9 protein-coding genes, 1 pseudogene and 1 riboswitch are annotated in these 18,751 nt (G+C 59.9%); of the genes and pseudogenes, 8 read left to right on the forward strand and 2 right to left on the reverse strand.

Annotated elements, in window-relative coordinates; translation table 11 throughout:
• Nucleotides 1-557: 557 nt before the first annotated feature.
• Nucleotides 558-1,607 (forward strand): glycoside hydrolase family 18 protein, encoded by a 1,050-nt coding sequence (locus AC6I6H_RS16920; protein ID WP_497955160.1) that lies wholly within the window; start codon nt 558-560, stop codon nt 1,605-1,607.
• A gap of 481 nt (nt 1,608-2,088) precedes the next feature.
• On the opposite strand, the gene AC6I6H_RS16925 is transcribed toward AC6I6H_RS16920, so the two are convergent.
• Nucleotides 2,089-3,435 (reverse strand): hypothetical protein, encoded by a 1,347-nt coding sequence (locus AC6I6H_RS16925; RefSeq protein ID WP_497955161.1) that lies wholly within the window; start codon nt 3,433-3,435, stop codon nt 2,089-2,091.
• Between the two features lie 135 nt (nt 3,436-3,570).
• Here AC6I6H_RS16925 and AC6I6H_RS16930 point away from each other — a divergent pair, with 135 nt between their 5' ends.
• The 5 genes and pseudogenes from AC6I6H_RS16930 to AC6I6H_RS16950 all read left to right on the forward strand — a co-directional run bounded on the left by AC6I6H_RS16930 (nt 3,571) and on the right by AC6I6H_RS16950 (nt 10,043).
• The gene (locus AC6I6H_RS16930) at nt 3,571-5,964 is read left to right on the forward strand and encodes a GH36-type glycosyl hydrolase domain-containing protein (protein WP_497955162.1); all 2,394 of its coding nucleotides are present in this window, start codon (nt 3,571-3,573) and stop codon (nt 5,962-5,964) included.
• A gap of 66 nt (nt 5,965-6,030) precedes the next feature.
• Nucleotides 6,031-7,128, forward strand: a complete 1,098-nt coding sequence (locus AC6I6H_RS16935) for a suppressor of fused domain protein (RefSeq protein WP_497955163.1) — start codon at nt 6,031-6,033, stop codon at nt 7,126-7,128.
• A gap of 58 nt (nt 7,129-7,186) precedes the next feature.
• A complete protein-coding gene (locus AC6I6H_RS16940) occupies nt 7,187-7,567 on the forward strand; it encodes an iron chaperone (RefSeq protein WP_497955164.1) in 381 nt (126 codons plus the stop codon).
• Nucleotides 7,568-8,288: 721 nt separating this feature from the next.
• Nucleotides 8,289-8,807: pseudogene (locus AC6I6H_RS16945) on the forward strand (DUF4872 domain-containing protein); the annotation flags it as partial.
• Between the two features lie 117 nt (nt 8,808-8,924).
• Nucleotides 8,925-10,043, forward strand: coding sequence for an SLC13 family permease (locus tag AC6I6H_RS16950; protein WP_497955165.1), 1,119 nt, complete (start codon nt 8,925-8,927; stop codon nt 10,041-10,043).
• A gap of 462 nt (nt 10,044-10,505) precedes the next feature.
• Here the strand turns inward: AC6I6H_RS16950 and AC6I6H_RS16955 are convergent, their stop codons facing one another.
• Entirely contained in the window at nt 10,506-11,774 is a 1,269-nt protein-coding gene (locus AC6I6H_RS16955; RefSeq protein WP_497955166.1) for an MFS transporter, read from the reverse strand.
• Nucleotides 11,775-11,936: 162 nt separating this feature from the next.
• Nucleotides 11,937-12,138: riboswitch (cobalamin riboswitch) on the forward strand.
• Between the two features lie 164 nt (nt 12,139-12,302).
• On the opposite strand from AC6I6H_RS16955, the gene AC6I6H_RS16960 reads away from it, so the two are divergent.
• Both AC6I6H_RS16960 and AC6I6H_RS16965 read left to right on the forward strand, forming a co-directional pair.
• Entirely contained in the window at nt 12,303-17,489 is a 5,187-nt protein-coding gene (locus AC6I6H_RS16960) for an S-layer homology domain-containing protein (RefSeq protein WP_497955167.1), read from the forward strand.
• Nucleotides 17,490-17,493: 4 nt separating this feature from the next.
• Complete coding sequence (locus AC6I6H_RS16965; protein ID WP_497955168.1) at nt 17,494-18,750, forward strand: DUF4430 domain-containing protein; 1,257 nt, start codon at nt 17,494-17,496, stop codon at nt 18,748-18,750.
• Nucleotide 18,751 lies beyond the last annotated feature (1 nt).

Raw genomic sequence — 18,751 nt, forward strand, 5'->3', positions numbered from 1 at the left:
AACCGTTAGCCGCCCATGCCCTGGCGGGCACCACAGACTATGAAGTTGCGTTTTTTTCAGGGTAGAAATACTAAGCTGCTGAATTGCGATCGAAATAACCGAAAACCGGCGTCAACGGCGAGAACCATTGCAGCATAACCTTCGTGTTGAGCAGGTTTTAACGTTTTGCCGCTTTTAGTCGCTTTATTGTGTTTTTTTGTGGCCCTCCGGTATCGGTCCGATTGGGCGGGGATAGCTGTACATATGCGGCCGGTTGGCTGGTCAGTTGGTTAACTGCTCGTCTTTGGAGAGGCGTGGGCAGAGGTACATAGGTTAACAAAAGATAATGAGAGAAACAAAAGACAGGCACCGGCCCTTACGGCCGGCATTCGAGCGATGAGTAATTCGGCCGTTGAGCATTCATGCTGCCGAAACGGATCGGAAAATATTCGGCCAAAGGATGCCTATGCTCTCCGTTATGGTGTAAGATAGCGGCAGCAGCATGGAAGAAGGCGCGGGAGACCGGCTCGAAGACCGGCCCGGCTCGCGCTTTCAGCAAACAAGGGAGGAAACCGGAAATGAGTCGAAATAGGATTATCGGATACGCGGTCGGGCGAACGCTGCCCGATATCACGGCTGAAGGAGCGCGGATGCTGACGCATCTGAACGTGGCGTTCGGTCATATCGAGGACGGGGAGCTGGCGGTCGGCCATCTGGAGAACCTGAACGAACTGGAGCGGTTGAAGGTTGAAAATCCCAAGCTGAAGGTGATGCTTTCCGTGGGCGGCTGGGGAGCGGACGGTTTTTCGCAGGCGGCTTCGACGGCGGAGGGGCGAACCCGTTTGGCGCAATCGTCGCTGTCGGTTTTGGACCGCTTCCCGTTTGACGGCATCGACCTCGATTGGGAATATCCGTGCTACGCGGTGACCGGCGTTGCGGCCTCTCCCGCCGACAAGCGGAACTTTACCCTGCTTCTAAAGGAGTTTCGGGAAACGCTTGACCGCAAAGGAGCGGAGGACGGCCGGCGCTATTTGCTGACCATTGCCGCCGGAGCGGATCAATTTTACATCGATGGCACCGAAATGGACCAGGCGCAAGCTTATCTGGACTATGTCCAGCTGATGACCTATGATTTGCGGGGGCCGTTCCACTCGTTAACGGGTCATCACACCAACCTGTATACGCCGGCCGGCGACCTGTTCCGCATCAGCGCGGATGCCGCAGTGCGCCTGTTTGAGCAGGCGGGCGTGCCCCGTGAAAAGCTGGCGGTCGGCGTCGCGTTTTATACCCGGCTGTGGAACAACGTGCCTGACCGGAACGGCGGGCTGCATCAGATGACGCCCGGCGCAGGCGATTACGGGCCTCCGTTTACCGAGCTTGCCGCCGATTACATCAACCGGAACGGCTATACGCGTTATTGGGACGAGGAGGCCAAGGCGCCTTATCTGTTCAACGGCAGCACTTTCATCAGCTACGACGACGAAGAATCAATCCGCCACAAGTGTGCGTATGCCCGGAGCCGGGGCCTTGCCGGCGTGATGTTTTGGGAATACAATAGCGACCGGACGCTCCGGCTGCTTCGGGCGATAGCCGAAGGCATGGGGCATGAGATTCAAGAAGGCGAGTAAACCGTTCCGGTAAAATAAAGCTTTCAATACTGCAAAACTTCGAAAGCCCACCGGCCAAAAAGAGCTAGGATTTCAACGCACGCAACGCGAAAAGAGTTGAACTCCAACGCACGCAACTCAAAAAGAGTTGAGCTCCAACGCATGCAGCGCAAAAAGACGCTTCACTCCCTACACGCCGCGCGCAGCCTCCAGCGCGCGGTGTTGCGCTGCATGGCGGCGGCCGGTCGATCCTCCTTCTATTGGTGCTTTGGAGTTGTTTTTTGCCCGTCTGGCGGCGTTTTATCACACGGTATAAACCCATTCCACAAAGGTTCTGCCTAAGGTATCCGCGCAAAGTGGACGGCCGGACAGCGGTTAGCGAACAGCGGGCAGTGTACAGCGGTTAACGGACAGCGGACAGCTGTTAATGGGGCAGCGAACAACGGTTAGCGAACAGCGGACAGCTGTTAAAGGGCAGCGGTTAGCGTACAGCGGGCAGCGGTCAGTCCGCAGCCGCCTTCCGGTACGCGATCACAAAATCGGTGTCTTTGCTGACCTGGCCGATCCAGGTGCTCCCGGTTTTCGTGAAATACGGTTCAATGAGGTTGTAGACCAGATCGCCGGTTGCGAGCTTCTGTACCGCGAATACCTTCTCGGCGTCAGGCGGAATCCGATCCGGGTCGAGCTCCACCGCAATCGAGTCCGTCCGCTCCGCCTCCCTTCCGGTGAATTTGGGGGCGTAAGAAAGCCGGTAGACCGTTTCCCCAATCATCCCGTATTCGCCTCCTTCCTCGCCTTCGAGGTCCAGCTTTGCATAATCGGGAGCCTGGAAGCCGGCATCCTCCGAAAGCGGATGGCTGGTAAAAACGAGCTGGCCGGGGGCGTCGAATTCAGCGTTCGCGAGCATCGAAGCCGCTCGTATTCCCGTATCCACCTCCGCAAACACATACCGGTTTTCCTCCACGGTCCGTTCCGTCAGCCGGCTTTCCGGGTTCTCCCGTTTATACGCGGCGACGTGATCGGGCGAGTGAAACTCTCCTATGATCCGGAAGTAGTTGTACGCAGGCCCGAAAATCACCGGATCAACCGCCCAGCCGTTCTTTTCTTTGTCGAAGATTTCCTTCATCCGGTTATCCAGGAACATGCCTTCCCGGTTTACATAAAGCGCAATGTCGCTTTCGCCTTTACCGAAATACTCCTCCAGCCGGCCAAAAAGCGTTCTGCCGCGTTCGGCGTACAGAGCCTTGTCTTTTTCTTCCCCCCGGAAAAGAATATCCAGCTTCAAGCTGTATGTATGCGCGCGCAGAAACTCGCCGATATCCCCCTCGAATTTCTGCTTTTTTGTAAAATAACTCACCGGTCCCCCGTAATCGGGGTGGAAAATATACCGGTACAGCCAGCTGGAATTCGCTTCCTGTTCCGTCTTCAGCGTGCTCGATAGCTCAAAGGACCGGATATGATAGTCCTCCGCGGCGCGGTTCGGCTCGATGATGTCTTTGATGACGGCCTCTTTGATCTCTTCGCTCTGGTAGTCGTCCGCGATGAGCGGCTCGCCCGTTTCGCTGAGCGAGAGCTTGGCGGTGCTGACCACCACTTCGAACTCCCTGCCGTTATAGGCAAAATACACCACGCCGCTTGAAGACGTCCGCCGTTTGAATTCGGGTATCGGCCCGGATGGCGAATGGCTCAGCGAAACGCCGGAAGCCTCCGCGTCGATTTGATATTTTTCCTTTACATAGGCTTCGGCCAGCCCGCGAAGCTCCCGTTTCTTCGCAGCTTCGCTCTCCGGACGGGAGCAGCCCGCCGCGAGCAGCGCGGCGCACAGGAGAGCCAGCAGCATTTTTTTCATGACAACGTCCCTCTCTCATGCAGCTTTCGGTATCTATTTGGTCGCTGGAAGATTTCGATTTTTCCGAATCCCCCGATAAAGGTATAATATACCATGAACCGCCGGAATCCAAATCAGCGAAAACGAGGTGCTCTCATGATCCGACCATCGGAAAACAACGCGTTTTACGAGCTGACCAGTCCAACCGCGCTTCCCAAAGCTTCGGGTTTTTTGTGGAACGACTCCATGATGATCCATATGAACTGCCGCGGGTATGCCGTCGCCCAGTTTATGCAGCCGGAGCCGGCCAAGTATTCCCATGCGCCCAACCTGGAGCTGAAAACGTTCATGCAGCCCGAGCAGCCCTATTATGCGCATCACCCGGGCCGTTTTGTGTACCTGAAAGACGAGGAGACGGGCGAGGTGTTTTCGGCGCCGTATGAGCCGGTTCGCCGGGAGGCGGAGCGCTTTCTGTTTCGGGCGGGCAAGGATTCGATCGAATGGAAGACGGAAAGCCTGGGCGTTCAAGTGGAGCTGAGCCTGCGTTTGCCGGCGGAGGGCCCGCTGGAGCTTTGGCGGCTGAAAGTGAAAACGCTCTCTCCGGTGAGGCGGAAGCTGAGCATTTATCCTTATTTTACGGTCGGGTACATGTCCTGGATGAACCAGTCCGGCGAATATTCCGAAGAGCTGCAGGGCATCGTGTGCTCCTCGGTGACCCCCTACCAGAAATATCAGGACTACGCCAAAATCAAACGGTTGAAGGACAAAACGTTTCTGCTGGCGGACACGGCGCCCGATGCTTGGGAGGCTAGCCAGGAACGGTTCGAGGGAGAAGGCGGCCTAACGTTCCCGTCGGCGGTGCGCGGCGAAATGCTGGCGAGGGGAGACGCCCGCTATGAAACGCCGGCCTGCGTGCTTCAATACCGCGTCGAGCTGAATCCGGGCGAAGAGCGGGAGTTCCGGTTTCTGTTCGGGCCGGCGCGCACCGGGGATGAGATTCGCGGGCTCCGCGAGACTTATTTTGGCGGACGGGATTCGGACGGGCTGGACGGATTTGAACGGGCGGAACAAGCGTACGCCGCATACATAGGGGCCGGCCGGGGCTGCCTCGAAATCCGCACCCCGGACGCCGGGCTGGACAACATGGTCAATCATTGGCTGCCGCGCCAGCTTTATTACCACGGCAAAACCAACCGGCTGACGACCGACCCGCAAACCCGCAATTACTTGCAGGACAACATGGGCATGAGCTACCTGCAGCCGGAGGTTGCGCGGGCCGCGTTCCGGACCGCGTTGAGCCAGCAAAAAGCGAGCGGCGAAATGCCGGACGGCATCATCCTGCATCCCGAGGCCGAGCTGAAGTACATCAACCAGGTGCCGCATACGGATCACTGCGTCTGGCTGCCGGTCTGCCTGAGCACTTATCTGGACGAAACGGGCGACTTCGGGCTTCTCGAGGACGAGGTGCCTTTTGCGGATACGGACCCGGAGGAACCGGCGACGGTTTTCGAGCACATCAACCGGGCGATGCATTGGCTCAAAAAAAACCGCGATGCGCGCGGGCTGAATTACATCGATCAGGGCGACTGGTGCGACCCGATGAACATGGTCGGCTACAAGGGCATCGGGGTTTCCGGCTGGCTCACCATGGCTTCGGCTTATGCGTTCCGCGTCTGGGCCGACATTTGCGAGGAGGCCGGGCGGGCGGCCATTGCCGGCGAGTTCCGGCGGGCGGCGGAGGAAACGAACGCGGTGGTCAACGCCTACCTGTGGGACGGCGACTGGTACGCGCGGGGAATTACCGACGACAACGTAGTGTTCGGCGTAAAAGAGGACAAAGAAGGGCGCATTTACATCAACCCGCAGGGCTGGGCGCTCATGAGCGGCGCGGCGGACGAAGACAAACGGGCGCGCCTGATCCGTTCAGTCGAGGAGCAGCTGGAAACCCCGTACGGGGTGGAAAAGCTGGCTCCCGCGTACACGGCCATGCGAGAGGACGTCGGGCGGGTGACCCAGAAGCATCCGGGCACGGCGGAGAACGGTGCGGTCTATAACCACGCGGCGGCGTTTTATATCTATGCGCTTTACCTGGTCGGAGAAAAAGAGAACGCCTACCGGCTGCTCCGCAAAATGATTCCCGGCCCGGACCCGGAGGACATCAAGCGGCGCGGCCAGCTGCCGGTCTTTATTCCGAACTATTACCGAGGCGCTTACCGACAGTATCCGCATACCGCCGGACGGTCCAGCCATCTGTTCAACACCGGCACGGTCCCCTGGGTGTACCGCTGCCTGGTCGACGGCCTGTTCGGCGTTCAGGGCACGCGGGCGGGGCTGATGATCCGGCCGCAGCTTCCGGCGGCTTGGCGGGAAGCTTCCCTCTCGCGGCGGTTCCGGGGCGCGGAGCTGCGCATCGCGATCCGGCGGGAGCCGGGCGTGAAGGCACCCGAGGTGTACGCCGGAGACGAGCTTGTCGAAGACGGCATATTAAGAGACTTGAAGCCCGGCGCGGCCTATGAGGTGCTGGTGAAGCTGCCGATTGAAGAGAAGTAGCGCTTGTCTGCTGTCTGGCGGACAGCGATTGGACCGGAAAAAACAGACAGCAGGGAGGAGATCGTCATGTTCTGGAAAAAACAGAAACCCAGGGTGCTGGCGGAAAGCTGGTCGCCCGTTTGCAACATTCAGGCGTTTGCCGAAGAAACCGAAGATTGCGTTTATTTCTACCTCTGGGGCAACCCGGGGAGCGAGCAGGCTTTTGTGCGAAGCTGTTGGGTGTGCAACAAGCGCAAAGCGCCTCCAGCACCGGATACGGACGCCATGGAAAAAGGGCGGCCGCCGATGATGCCCGCCGCCCATTGCAGTCATCCGAACGGAATAATACCGCCCAAGGAAGATACGCTCGAAATCGTCTGGTTTGAAGAGGGCGACGGCGCGGCTTTGCTGGAAAACGGCAAGCTGCTGGCGGTGATCCCCGGCTGGTCGGGGGAAAACGGTTTTCACGGCTATGCCCGCTATGGCGTGGACAACGGCCCTTTCGCCTGGGCGCTTGACGGTGCGGAGCCGGTGCTGGCCGAACGGGTCGAACGAAGCCGCCGGTGCTGGGCTTCCCTTGGGCAGGAAACGTGGAGCCGGGTGCAGGAGGGGCAGTTGGCCGCTCTGGAGACATTCTGCGGCGGTCCGCACGAACAGTATTTTGCCATTGACGGGGGAAACTGGCCCCCGAAGGCGCTGATTACGGCCCGCAAGGAGGAGGTCCACTACGCGTTTACCATAGGCGTAAGCATGATTCCGCAGCCGAAGGTCGAACAGTATCACGGCGAGGAGGCCGGGGATTTCCGGCGGTTCGAGCTGGCGTTTGCGGCCCGGGAAGGAGCGCTCGCCGACTTCATGCCCGTCCTGGGTTACCTTTCCGGCCAGACGGAGCTGCCTTGGGGCTTGCTGACTTGGCTCGGCCACGGCCATACCCTGCCTTGCGATCAAATCGAAGGCTTTCCCGCCGTGCTTTTGGTAAACGGCGCTTTGCGGGAGCGTCTGCCTTCCCCGGAGCTTCCGGCTTTTGAAGGAGAGCGGACCACCGTGCTGTGGGCCGTTCCGGTCACGGAGGCGGAATACGGCTACGCGCGGGAAAACGGCAGCGAAGCGCTTCTGGCCCTCTACCGGAGAGCGCCGGAGCAGCTTGCGGTTTTTACAGGAGAGCCGAAGTTTTTGGCGAGGTAGGGAGATCGCCCCGGCTAGGATCAGGCGGGCGGATCATTCATCAACGGGAGGGTTCCAAATGGACCAAGCAAAGCCGCAATTCGCGACAATAGACGAGTATATCGCCGCCTTCCCTGCGGATGTCCGGGATAAACTGCAAACCGTAAGAGAAACGATCCGGGAAGCGGCGCCCGACGCCGCGGAAAAGATCAGCTACCAGATGCCGACATTTGCGGTGAACGGAAACCTGGTGCATTTTGCGGCTTTTCAAAAGCATATCGGCTTCTACCCCGATCCGAGCGGCATTGCCGCCTTTGAGCAGGAGCTGGCCGGGTACAAAAAGGCCAAGGGCTCCGTTCAGTTTCCGCTGGACCGTCCGCTGCCGCTGGAGCTGATCCGCCGCATCGTGCTCTTCCGGGCGGAAGAAAACCGGGCGAAAGCCGGCAAGAAGCGAAGCTAGGGCTCATTTATGAAAGTTGTCTCTTTTGATGGTGCCGTTTGGTTGTCCCGCCATTCCTTTCGCACCAACTGTTTCCTTTTGCAACTGTTTTCATGGCCGGGAAAGAGAGTAGCGGGATGGGGCGGTTGGGCCGATCAAGCGAATGGTAACCAGAGAACGAAGAAGTGAATAGGGAACCAGAGAACGAAGAAGTGAATAGGTGCAAAGCGGCACTTATTTCCTAGGATTACCTGCCCCTATCGTGAAATAAGGACGTACTCGCACCTATTCTCTAAAAAAAACAGCGAAAACAAGAGAAAACAGAAGAAATAGTTGCTTTATTGCATGTATTCAGCCCAAAATAGTGGATAAAGGTATAATTAGTTGCTTTTTCGAACTTACTGCACCTTCTTTTAAGTGGGGGCCTCTCTGAAATGTCGGGAATTCGGGGGGGGGGGGGCGCCGCCCGTTTAGCGGGGATAACCGCAACCTCCCTTTTCAAACGACAATATTGGAAGGAGTCCTAGCAAGTCAAAGCGCCGCAAAAGCGGAAGGAAACCGGCGGAAGTCCTGTCCGCCGGCAGAAGCAGCTTCAATAGTTCCTCCTATTGAAGCGCTTCTTTTTTTTTGCTATTTGACTATTTCCGGACCACCTTGTACGGCTATGTTTGCGATACGGCGGGGCAAGGCGAACGGGTGAAGACACGGCTTTCCGGAATCGCCTGAAGGGAGAAGCGCCAAAGGGCCGATGGCTTCCCGCAACAAGTCCTTTACGATAACCGGTGAAATTCCGCAAACGGAGTTAAAGCCGGTTGTCTTTCGGGCCATTCGCAGCAACGCGGCGGGCTATCTGAACCCGCCGATTCAAAATTTGTCTTTTTTGGGGATGCGCAAAACGGCCAAGCTGCTCCCAAGTCTTCCGGCAAGACCCGACATCACGCCCGAACTGCTGAACCGTATGGGTACGCTGATGGAAAAAGGCGGCACCGGCGGAGGGCTTTTTCGTAACTTGTACCGGGATTTCCTGCAGGAATGCGACATGCGTTACCCCGGCAGCGGCCTGGCCGAACCGGCGCGGCAATTTGCGGCCCTCGCCCCGCTTTGGACTGGGGTTTCGGACCGGATCGTTTTAGCCGCGCAAACGGAAGCCGCCGTGCCTCTGCGGGAAGCTTCCGAGCTGCTGCTGGAGATTGCCGAGCTGGAGAAGCAGGCCATGGGAGCGCTGTTGGTTTGCGCGAGTGAAGCTTGCGCCGCAATGTGAAAAAAAGCTGTCGTCCGCACGAAGCCCATTCGCTATAATAGAGGCAGCAGCCGGAGAATCGCCTCGCTCTTCGCGCCTCTCGAATGAAATAAGAGAGTCCCATCATCAGGAGTCCTCATGAACGCTTACTCAATCCGCACCGCCGTTCCTCGCGCCGCCGCATTTTGTCGCAGAGAACCGGTGTTTCTGATTTCCTTGCTCGCGGCGCTGGCCGCGGGTTTTTTCTCGCCGCCGCACGCGGATGCTATTCACTGGAACGTCATCGGCACCTTGTTTTCGCTGATGCTGGTTTGCCTCGCCTTTGAGGAATGCCTGCTTCTCAAGTCGCTTGCCAATCTGGCGCTTGGAGCCTTCTCGACGCCCCGCCGGCTCGGGCTAGCCATGATCGCGGCGACGGGTGTGCTTTCCATGTTCGTGACCAACGATGTCGCGCTGCTGACCGTGGTGCCGCTTACCCTGCTCATGGCGCGGATGAGCGGAAGAGACCCTTATCTGCTCATCATTCTCGAAACGCTGGCAGCCAACCTTTTTTCGGCGCTCACGCCGTTCGGGAACCCGCAAAACTTGTTTCTCTACGCCTATTATCATCTGTCCGCTTCCGAGTTTTTCGGCATCATGGCGCCGTTTGGCGCGCTTGGCGCGGGGCTGCTTCTCGCGATCAACCATTTCGGCAACAAAGGCGAGCCGTACCGGGCCGCCCGGGAAAAGCCGCAGCTCCGCCGTCCGCTTCTGCTTGCCGGGGCAAGCGCCGCTTTTGTGCTGACGCTGCTTTCCGTGTTTCGGGTGCTCGACTGGCGGATCAGCACGGCCGTAACCGCCGCCGTCATTGCGGCGATGGCTCCCCGGCTATTGAAAAAGGCCGATTACCTGCTGCTCGCCACCTTTATGCTCTTCTTTCTTTTCGCGGACAGCATGACCGGCATCGGGGCAATCCGTTCGGCGCTGGACGCCTTGCTCCAAGAGGACGGAGCGGTGCTTCTTGTGTCCGCCGGGCTGTCGCAAATCATCAGCAACGTGCCTGCCGCCGTGCTGCTGTCGGGGTTCACTGCTGATTATCGCGAGCTGCTGTACGGCGTATCCGCCGGCGGTCTCGGCACGCTCGTCGCCTCTTTGGCCAGCCTGATCTCCTACCGGCTCTACAGCCGGGAGTTTGCGCCCGGGCGGTTTCTTCGCGTTTTTACGCTGCTGAACTTCGCTTTGCTGCTGCCGCTGCTTGCGGTGTTGGCTTTCTTGTAAAGGAGCCGGGCCGCCGACAAATATCGTTACAGCCAATCATCATAGGAGTTCGTGCCCGCTTCTACGGAGGCAAAAAAGATGTCGCTAAAAGTTCCTATTGTTGAAGGTTTGGATATATTTGTTCAGATCTTCGCGGTAGGTTTCCGTATAGTGCCTCGAAGTATAATCCTTCTCAACATACATCCCGCCAAAAGGATGTTGCCGGACGATTTTCACCCATCTGGACAACCTTCCAATCCGCTTTGCAAAGAGTAAACGCTTGTACTGCCGCTGACTTTCCAATGCCTTTTCTCCGATAGCTTAGCATAACCTGGTATTTCGTCTACGGAGAATATAGCAATATTTATATTAAGCGGTCCGTTTAGTTTTATGGGAGAATTACAGGACTATGAGGAACACAGCAAAACAAAAGAGACTTGAACCGGCAAAGCCGGCACCAAGTCTCTTTTTTACGTGCCCCTTTCAGCGCTCCGTTCCTGCGTCCGCCTCGGCCTCCGTTGACCGTTCTCCGGTCGGCTCACCCATGGGCATGCCCGCTTCCAGCAGCGGCTTGTTGCCCATCAACAGGAAGGCGAGCGCCGCCATCACGGCGCCGGTGCCGATCAGCAGCCACTCGATCGCCACATAGTCGGCCGCCGGTCCAAACACCAGCATGCCGAGGGGCATCATGGAGCTGGAGATCATCCCGAGGATGCCGAACACGCGGCCCATGAAATCGGGCTCCACCCTTTGCTGCAGCAGCACGTTGGCGGGCGTGTTGTAAAACGGCAGCGCCACTCCCACGACTCCCATGATCAGCAGGTAAAGCCAGAAAACCGGCGCCACGCCGAGCGCCAGCGTACCCGCGCCCATGATCATGCAAGCGGCGGCCATGGTGTGGATTTTGTTGCGGAACCCCGTCCAGACCGTAAAAAGCAGCCCGCCGCCCATCATGCCGATCGAAAAGGCGATTTCAATCGCGGTCAGCCGCCACACCTCTTCTCCGAAGGTCCGGGCAACCTGAAGCGGCGTCAAAAAGGAGACCGGGGCCGCCATTACAAAGAAGATCCCGCTGAACACGAAAAATGCCTTGATGTAGGCGTGGGAGGCAATGTACCGCAGGCCGAGGCGGAAGTCGGCGAAATAGCCGGCCTCCTGCGGCTGCCCGGCCTTGGCGTGGGCCGGAACGCGGAGGAACAAAAGCAGCGTCAGCACGCCCACGGCGGCGGTCGCCACGTCGATAAGCAGAATAACCGCCATCGGCACCGCGTTCATCAGCGCCCCGCTTGCCATCGGGGCGAGCAGGGTCACCATCGCCTGAATGCTGCCATTCGCGCCGTTCACGCGGGGCAGTTTGTCTTCCGGAACGAGCTGCGGCACAAAGGCTCCGACCGCCGGCGTTTGCACGCCCGTTCCAAGCGCCCGGATAGCGGAAATCAGAAAAAGCAGCCAGAGCGCGTCATACCCGAGCAGGAACAAAACCGCAAGCACCAGCGTGGAGAGCGCGATCGCGGTGTCCGCCGTCATGATCAAAACCTTGCGGTTGAAGCGGTCCGCCCAAACCCCGGCGAAAGGGGAAAGCAGCAGCGTCGGCAAAAAGCCGCACAGAATCATCACGGTCATCATGGAGCCGGATTTGGTGGTCAGCGTGATGTGCCAAAGGATAGCATACTGAACGAGCGACGAGCCAAACAAAGAAATGGTTTGACTGGCCAGAAACAGCACGATGTTTTTCTTCCAAGGGGGTGCCATTCGCTTTTTTCCTCCTTGCCTTGCCGGCTGGTTTTCCTATCGTACCATATCGCCCAGGCCATGCGAAACCGGCCTTTTTTCGACGTTTGCTCTCTCTTCGCGACCCCGTTCCCGGAACTCTTTTAAGAAAAAGCATGACAAATGGAAAATAATTGGTTATGATAGGACCAATAGGAAACGGGTGCCAATTATTCAGTTTTCTAAACTGAACCGGAATTGGTTAAAAGGGAAGCCGGGTGCAAATCCCGCGCGGTCCCGCCGCTGTAAGAGGGGAATCCTTGCAAACATGCCACTGGACAACCGGGAAGGCTGCAACGGGTGACGATCCTTAAGCCAGAATACCTGCCTGTTTCTTTTCACCATTCTACGAAGGATAGGAGAGGTGTATTTGGCATGCGGAAATTTTGCTTCTCGAGGGACGATCCTCCGCGCGCGTTTGACAGTCCGCCCGATTTGCCGGAAGTCTAGCTTCCGCGAACCGACTGCTTCAACCCAATGCGCAATTTCCAAAGGAGGAATCGATCAAGCATGAACCGAAAACGCTGGACAGCCTTACTTTTGATTCTCGGACTTCTCTTCACTGTACTCCCCGCTCCCGTCAGCAAAGCTTTTGCAGAGACGGCGCGGACGACGCCGGCCGGTTACATCACCGTTACCGTTGAAAAGTTTACGCTTGGACAAGGGTACGCCGTAGAACCGGTGAACGTTCCTTTTTATGCCGGTGAAAACGGGGCTGCCGTTCTGACGCGCGTCCTGGGCACCGGGAATTATCAGAACTACGGCACGGTCACAAGCGGCTTTTATCTCTCCAAGATTCGCGACAGCTCCACGGCTTCGCTCGCAATCCCCGCCTACATACAGACGATGGTGACGGGCGGCGGAGACACGATCGGCACGAAGGCCGATCCGGACTGGCTCGGCGAATTCGACTACACCAGCATGGCAGGGTGGATGTACACCGTCGACGACGCCTTCCCGAATTTCGGCATGGCGGACTACTACCCGGCGGACGGCGACGTGTTCCGCACCCAGTTTACCGTATATGGCTACGGCGTGGACCTGGGCGCGGACTGGGGCCCGCCCGTTATCGACCCCGCCGACAAAGACGCTTTGACCGCCAAGGTGGCGGAAATCAACAGCAGTCCGAACAAGGCGGCGCTTTTGGCCGATCCGGACATTTACGCCGCATACCAGCAAGCCTACAGCGCTTTATCCAACATGGAAAGCAGCCAGACGAGCGTAGATCAAGCATTGACCGATCTGAACACGGCCTTGTCTTCGGCCGCATTCCAAGCAGGAGGAGCCGCTTCGGCGGCTTCTTTTGCCGTGAGTACCGCAGCGGCGAATGGACAGGCCAAGGAGCAGCTGGACCGCAGCCTGGCCTATCTGGTTTCGACCGTCAGCGCCCCCAAGTTCGGCACCGGCAACGGGGAATGGACGGTGCTGGCGCTGGCGAGGGCGGGGTATCCCGTTCCGGAAGGGTATTATGACGGGTATTACGACAAGGTGGTCCAGGAAGTGCAGGCCAGGCAGGGCAATCTGGGCGGAACCAATAAATATACCGAATACTCCCGGCTTATCCTGGCGTTAACCGCGCTGAACCGGGAGGTTGCCGATGTCGGCGGGTACAACCAGCTGGAGAAGCTGGCTGATTTCGCGTCGGTGCAAAAGCAGGGAATTAACGGGCCGATTTACGCGCTGTTGGCGCTGAACAGCAAGCCGTATGAGATTCCCGAGGTAAGCGTCGTTGCAAGCCAGACAACGCGGGAAAAGCTGATCGACTACATAGTGAGCAAGGAGATCAAGAAGGGGACGGAAGCCGCCGGCGGCTGGGCCTTGTCGGTCACAAACCCGGACCCCGACATCACGGCAATGGCGCTCCAAAGCCTCGCGCCTTACTATGACACGCAGGAGCCGGTGCGCGGCGCGGTCGACCGGGCGGTGGCGTGGCTGTCCGGCGCGCAGAAGGCGGACGGCAGCTTTGCAAGCTGGGGGACGGTTAACGCCGAAAGCATCGCGCAGGTTATCGTTGCGCTGACGGAGCTTGGCATTGATCCGCATACGGATCCGCGTTTTGTCAAAAACGGCGTTTCGGCTGTTGACGCGCTTTTGAGCTTTGCTTTGCCCTCCGGAGGCTTCTCCCACATAAAATCGGGCGCGGCCAACGGAATGGCCACGGACCAAAGCGTTTATGCGCTCGTCGCTTATGACCGTTTGGTAAATGGGAAACCCAGTCTGTACGACATGTCGGACGTATCCGCTCCGGGCGGACCGGGGCAGCCCGGAGAGCCGGGAGAGGGCGGGCAGCCAGGACAGCCACAGCAGCCGGGCGAAGGGGAAGGACCGGGTGCGGAGATTGGCCTTCCGCTGCCGGAAGGCGACCAGCCGGTTGTAGAGGTTCCCGACAACGAGCATGACTACTTCGTCGCCATTCCCGCTGGGGCAGATGGCAAACAAATTTCGATTGCTATTCCGGCGGACAAGGCAGGCAAGGTAAGCGTAAGGCTGCCTGCGGGCAGCCTGCCGGCGATCTACGCATCCAAGGGGAACGTTTCGCTCTCCATTCCGACGGGCACCCAAACGGTTGGCGATGCGGTTTACAGCGCGGCTTTGTTTTCCACGGCTGGACTAACGGATGCCGGACTGCGCGAAAAAATCACGCCGACGCTTCCCGAAGGCTACAAGCTGGACGGAATCTCCCGCGCGGTCGCGATGGGCGGCACGGAGCGGATTACCTTCAGCGGCGCGGTTTCGTTGACATTTTCGGGCCTGGGCGGACACAGTGCCGCGTACCTCGAAAACGGTGAAGCTCATGCAATACCCAAATACGCCGGCGAGCCGGAAGGCGCGGCAAGCGGCGAGCTTGTTTATGCCTACGAAAGCGGAGACGACCTGATCGTCAAAACCACGCATTTTACCGATTTTGTCGCTTATGCAGCAAGCAAGAACGAGGCACCGGGAGAAGGCGGCGGAAACGTTCCGGAGGTTCCGGAGAATCCGGAGGGACCGGGTGTTCCGAATGTTCCGCAAGTTCCGGAAGCCAAGCAATACGCAACGTTGTCGGTGGACAAACGCACGATCGGCAAGGGAGAGGTTGTTCCGGCGCTCAGCGTCGAGCTGCAGGCCGGGGACACCGCCTGGAGCGTGCTGCAGCGGACCTTGGACACCAAGGGCATCGCCTACGATTACAGCTGGACGGCCGAGTTTAACAGCGTGTACGTCTCCTCCATCGCGGGGGACGGGGAGTTCGATCACGGCAGCGGCAGCGGCTGGATGTACAGCGTCAACGGGGCGTTCCCCAATTACGGCGCGAGCCAATATACGCTGCGGAAAGGCGACCGTGTGCAGTGGCGGTACACGACCAACCTGGGCGCCGATTTGGGGCAGGACCTGAGCCAGTGGGGCCCGCCGCCCGGCGGAACGGAAGGGAAAGACGAGCCCGAGCTGATCGGGGTTCCGGCTGGAACCGCCGAGGATTATACCGTGAAGCTGACTTCCAAAATGGCCGCGCAGTCGCCGGCGGGCTTCAACATTGTCATTCCGGAAAAGGCCCCGGCAAAAGTGGTTCTGGACTTGTCGGAAGTGGCAAGCGCCGGGCTTCCCGCCATAACGGCGCAGCGGGGGAACCTGACGCTCCGGATCGAAAAAGGAACCAAGCTCAAAACCGGCGGCGCGAAGCTGGAGCTTTTGACGGCGCTTGATTCAGCCGGGCAAGAGCTTCTTCGGAAGCAAATCGAAGCCGGATTGCCGGAGAACTCGCAAGCCGATGTCGCCCGGGTATTCCGGGTAGGCGAGGCATCCGGTCCGGCGGCGTTCGACCGTCCTCTTGAGCTCACGATTGCCGGGGGCAAAGCCTTGTCGGCCGGCCGGCTTGGGGCGGACGGGAAATTTGCGGGAATGCCGGGTTATGCGAGTCTGGATGAGGCGGAAAAGGCCCAATCCGGACAAGCTCCTTCCGCCTACGCCTATTCATACGGCAGCGACCTGGTGATCCGCACGAATGAAACGGCGTCCTTTGTCGCTTATGCGGTGAAAGCTGCGGAGCCGGCGGCCGAACCGTCCTTCGACCTGGGCAAGCAGTATGCCGACGCGGCCGCGATTGCCCCTTGGGCGCGTGAAGCGGTCCGGCAAGCCGGGGAAAAAGGGCTGATGATCGGCTCGAACGGCGTGTTCCATCCGAAGCAAACGATCACGCGCGCCGAATTCATCAAAGTGCTCGTTTCGGTCGGCGGCCTGGAGCAGGGCAGCGCAGGCGATAGCCCGTTTGCCGATGTGCAGCCGGATGACTGGTATTATCCGTACGTCACGGCGGCTTATCATCAAGGCATTGCCTCCGGGTTCGGAAATGAATTCCGTCCGAACGCTCCGATCAACAGGGAGCAGGCCGCCACAACAATCTTCCAGGCCTTGGAGGTTAAGCCGTCCAAACCGGACACCGCCTTCGGCGACATGAACAACGTGTCGTCGTGGGCCCGGAACGCAGTGGAGACGACCGCCAAGCTGGAGCTGATGGTCGGCAGCGGCGGACGCTTTGAGCCGAAAGGCACGATGACGCGGGAAATGGCCGCCGTCATCGCGGTAAAGCTTTTCGTATATCGGGAGTCCCTGCAAAACGGGGCCGGTCCGGGCTCCGCGGAACAGCCGAACGGAGGGCAGCAGGAGACGCCGGGAAGCGGCGAAACCGGCACGGGTGCTGCGGCAGGCGAGAACAGTGCGGCGGGCAGCGGCACCGCCGGAAGTGCGCCCGGCGGAACGGAAGCACCGAATGCTCAAGTTTTGCAGAAAAAGGCCTCTGAGGCGATGGAGCAAGCGGCCGCATTTTTGCAGAAGACGGTAACCGAGCCGGGCGTCGCCAGCATTGGCGGCGACTGGACGGTGCTGGCGCTTCTCCGATCGCAGGCAAAGGTTCCGGCGGCTTACTACGAAAGCTATTACGCCGCTGTGGAAAAGACGCTGAAGGAAACGGGCGGCAAGCTGCACCGCGTGAAATATACGGAATACGACCGGGTCATTCTGGCGCTGACCGCGCTCGGCAAGGATGTCCGCAATGCCGCCGGATACGACCTGCTGAAGCTGCTCGCTGACTTTGACACGGTCGTGAAGCAGGGGATCAACGGCCCGGTCTTCGCCTTGATCGCCCTGGACAGCAAAAATTACGCCATCCCCGCTGCCGAAGAAGGACGGACGCAGACGACCCGCGAGAAGCTGATCTGGTTTATTCTGCAGCGGGAAATCAAAGGAGGCGGTTGGGCGCTTGCGTCCGACGCCTCAGAACCGGACCCCGATATCACGGCCATGGTCCTTCAAAGTTTGACGCCCTATTACCGCACCGACGCGGCCGTCAAGGCCGCCGTCGACCGGGGGCTGGGCTGGCTGTCGAAGGCGCAGGACAAGGATGGCGGGTTTTCGAGCTGGGGGTCGGCTAATTCGGAAAGCATCGCCCAAGTGGTGGTCGCACTGACGGGACTGGGAATCGACCCGGCATCCGATTCCCGGTTTATCAAGCAGGGGCGTACGGTCATCGACGCCCTGCTCGGCTATGCGGCTCCGAACGGAGGCTTTTATCACATCCGTTCCGGCGGCCAGGACAACGGCGGGGCCAAACCCGGCGAGGTCGACCTGATGGCGACCGATCAGGCTTTGTACGCGCTGGCCGCCTATGAGCGGTTTACGGCCGGTCAATCTTCTCTATACAACATGACGGATGTGAAGTAATGCGATGAGAAGCTGGTACGATAAAAACAAGAAAAAGCTGCTGGCGGCGCTGGTTATCGCGCTGCTTCTGACGGGCGCGTTTCTGATGGGCGGCGAGCTTCGGCCGCCGTCACCCGGCCCCGCCGCCGGGGGCACCTCGCTCGAGGTGCTGGAGCCGTCCGGCGGGCAGGCCGGGTTGCCCTCCGGCGGGGGAGCCGCCGGAGGAGAAGACGCGGGCGCGGCAAACGGCGCGGCAGCGGGCGCAAACGGCGCCGAAGCGGGCGCAAACGGCGCCGAAGCGGGCGCGAGCGGCGGCGGGGCGGAAGGCAGCGGTCCGGGAGCGGGCGCAAACGGCGGCGAGGCGGAAGGCAGCGGCGCGGGAGCGGGCGCAAGTGGCGACACAGCCGCAGCCCCGCCGGGGGCGGCCGCGAGTGCGCCGGCCGGCGGCGGGAACGGCGGCGCTTTGCCGGCCGACGGCGGGCAGCCTGCCGGCGGGCCGGACAACACCGCCGCAAGCACCGCGCCGCCGGGCACAGCCGGCCCGCCGTCGGCCGCTGGCGGCTCCGCCGGCCCGGCTGCGCCGGTGCCCTCAGCCGGCCCCGGCGCGCCAGCCGCAAGCGCCGCGCCGGGAGGCGCCGCCGCCGGGTCTTCCGCCGTCAGCAGCCCCGGCTCGCCCGGCGGCAAAGGCGGCGCGGCCGCGCCCGGCAATGGCGCCATAGCCGGCTCCGCCCCGGCCCCCGCCGCGCCGTCCGCCAAGCCGCGTCCTTCGGCGTCGCCCGCCAAGGACGCCTACCTGACGGACCCGGTGCCTACCGGCAAACCGAAGCCGGTTGAATGGCAGGACGCGGCCGTCGACAAAAAGAAGCCGCTGACCGCCACGTTGTCCGTCAGCGCCAAAACCATTCTGGACAACCTGGACCAACTGGACAAGGACAAGCTGGAGGTGCTGCCGCAGGACGGAGTGATTTTCAAAGCGCAGGCGGTGATCTTTTATGAAGGGGAGTCGGTGTTCGATGTCCTGCTCCGGGAAATGAAAACGCACAAAATCCATCTCGAATTCGAGATGACGCCGCTCTACAACAGCAATTACGTGGAGGGCATTCACAACCTGTACGAGTTTGACTGCGGCGAGCTGAGCGGATGGATGTACAAGGTAAACGGCTGGTTTCCGAATTACGGCAGCAGCCGCTACAAGCTGAAGGACGGCGATGTGATCGAATGGGTGTACACCTGCGATTTGGGGCGCGACGTCGGCGGCGGCATGGCCGCAGGAGGACAATGAA

It is taken from the genome of Gorillibacterium sp. sgz306347 (genome assembly GCF_059735245.1).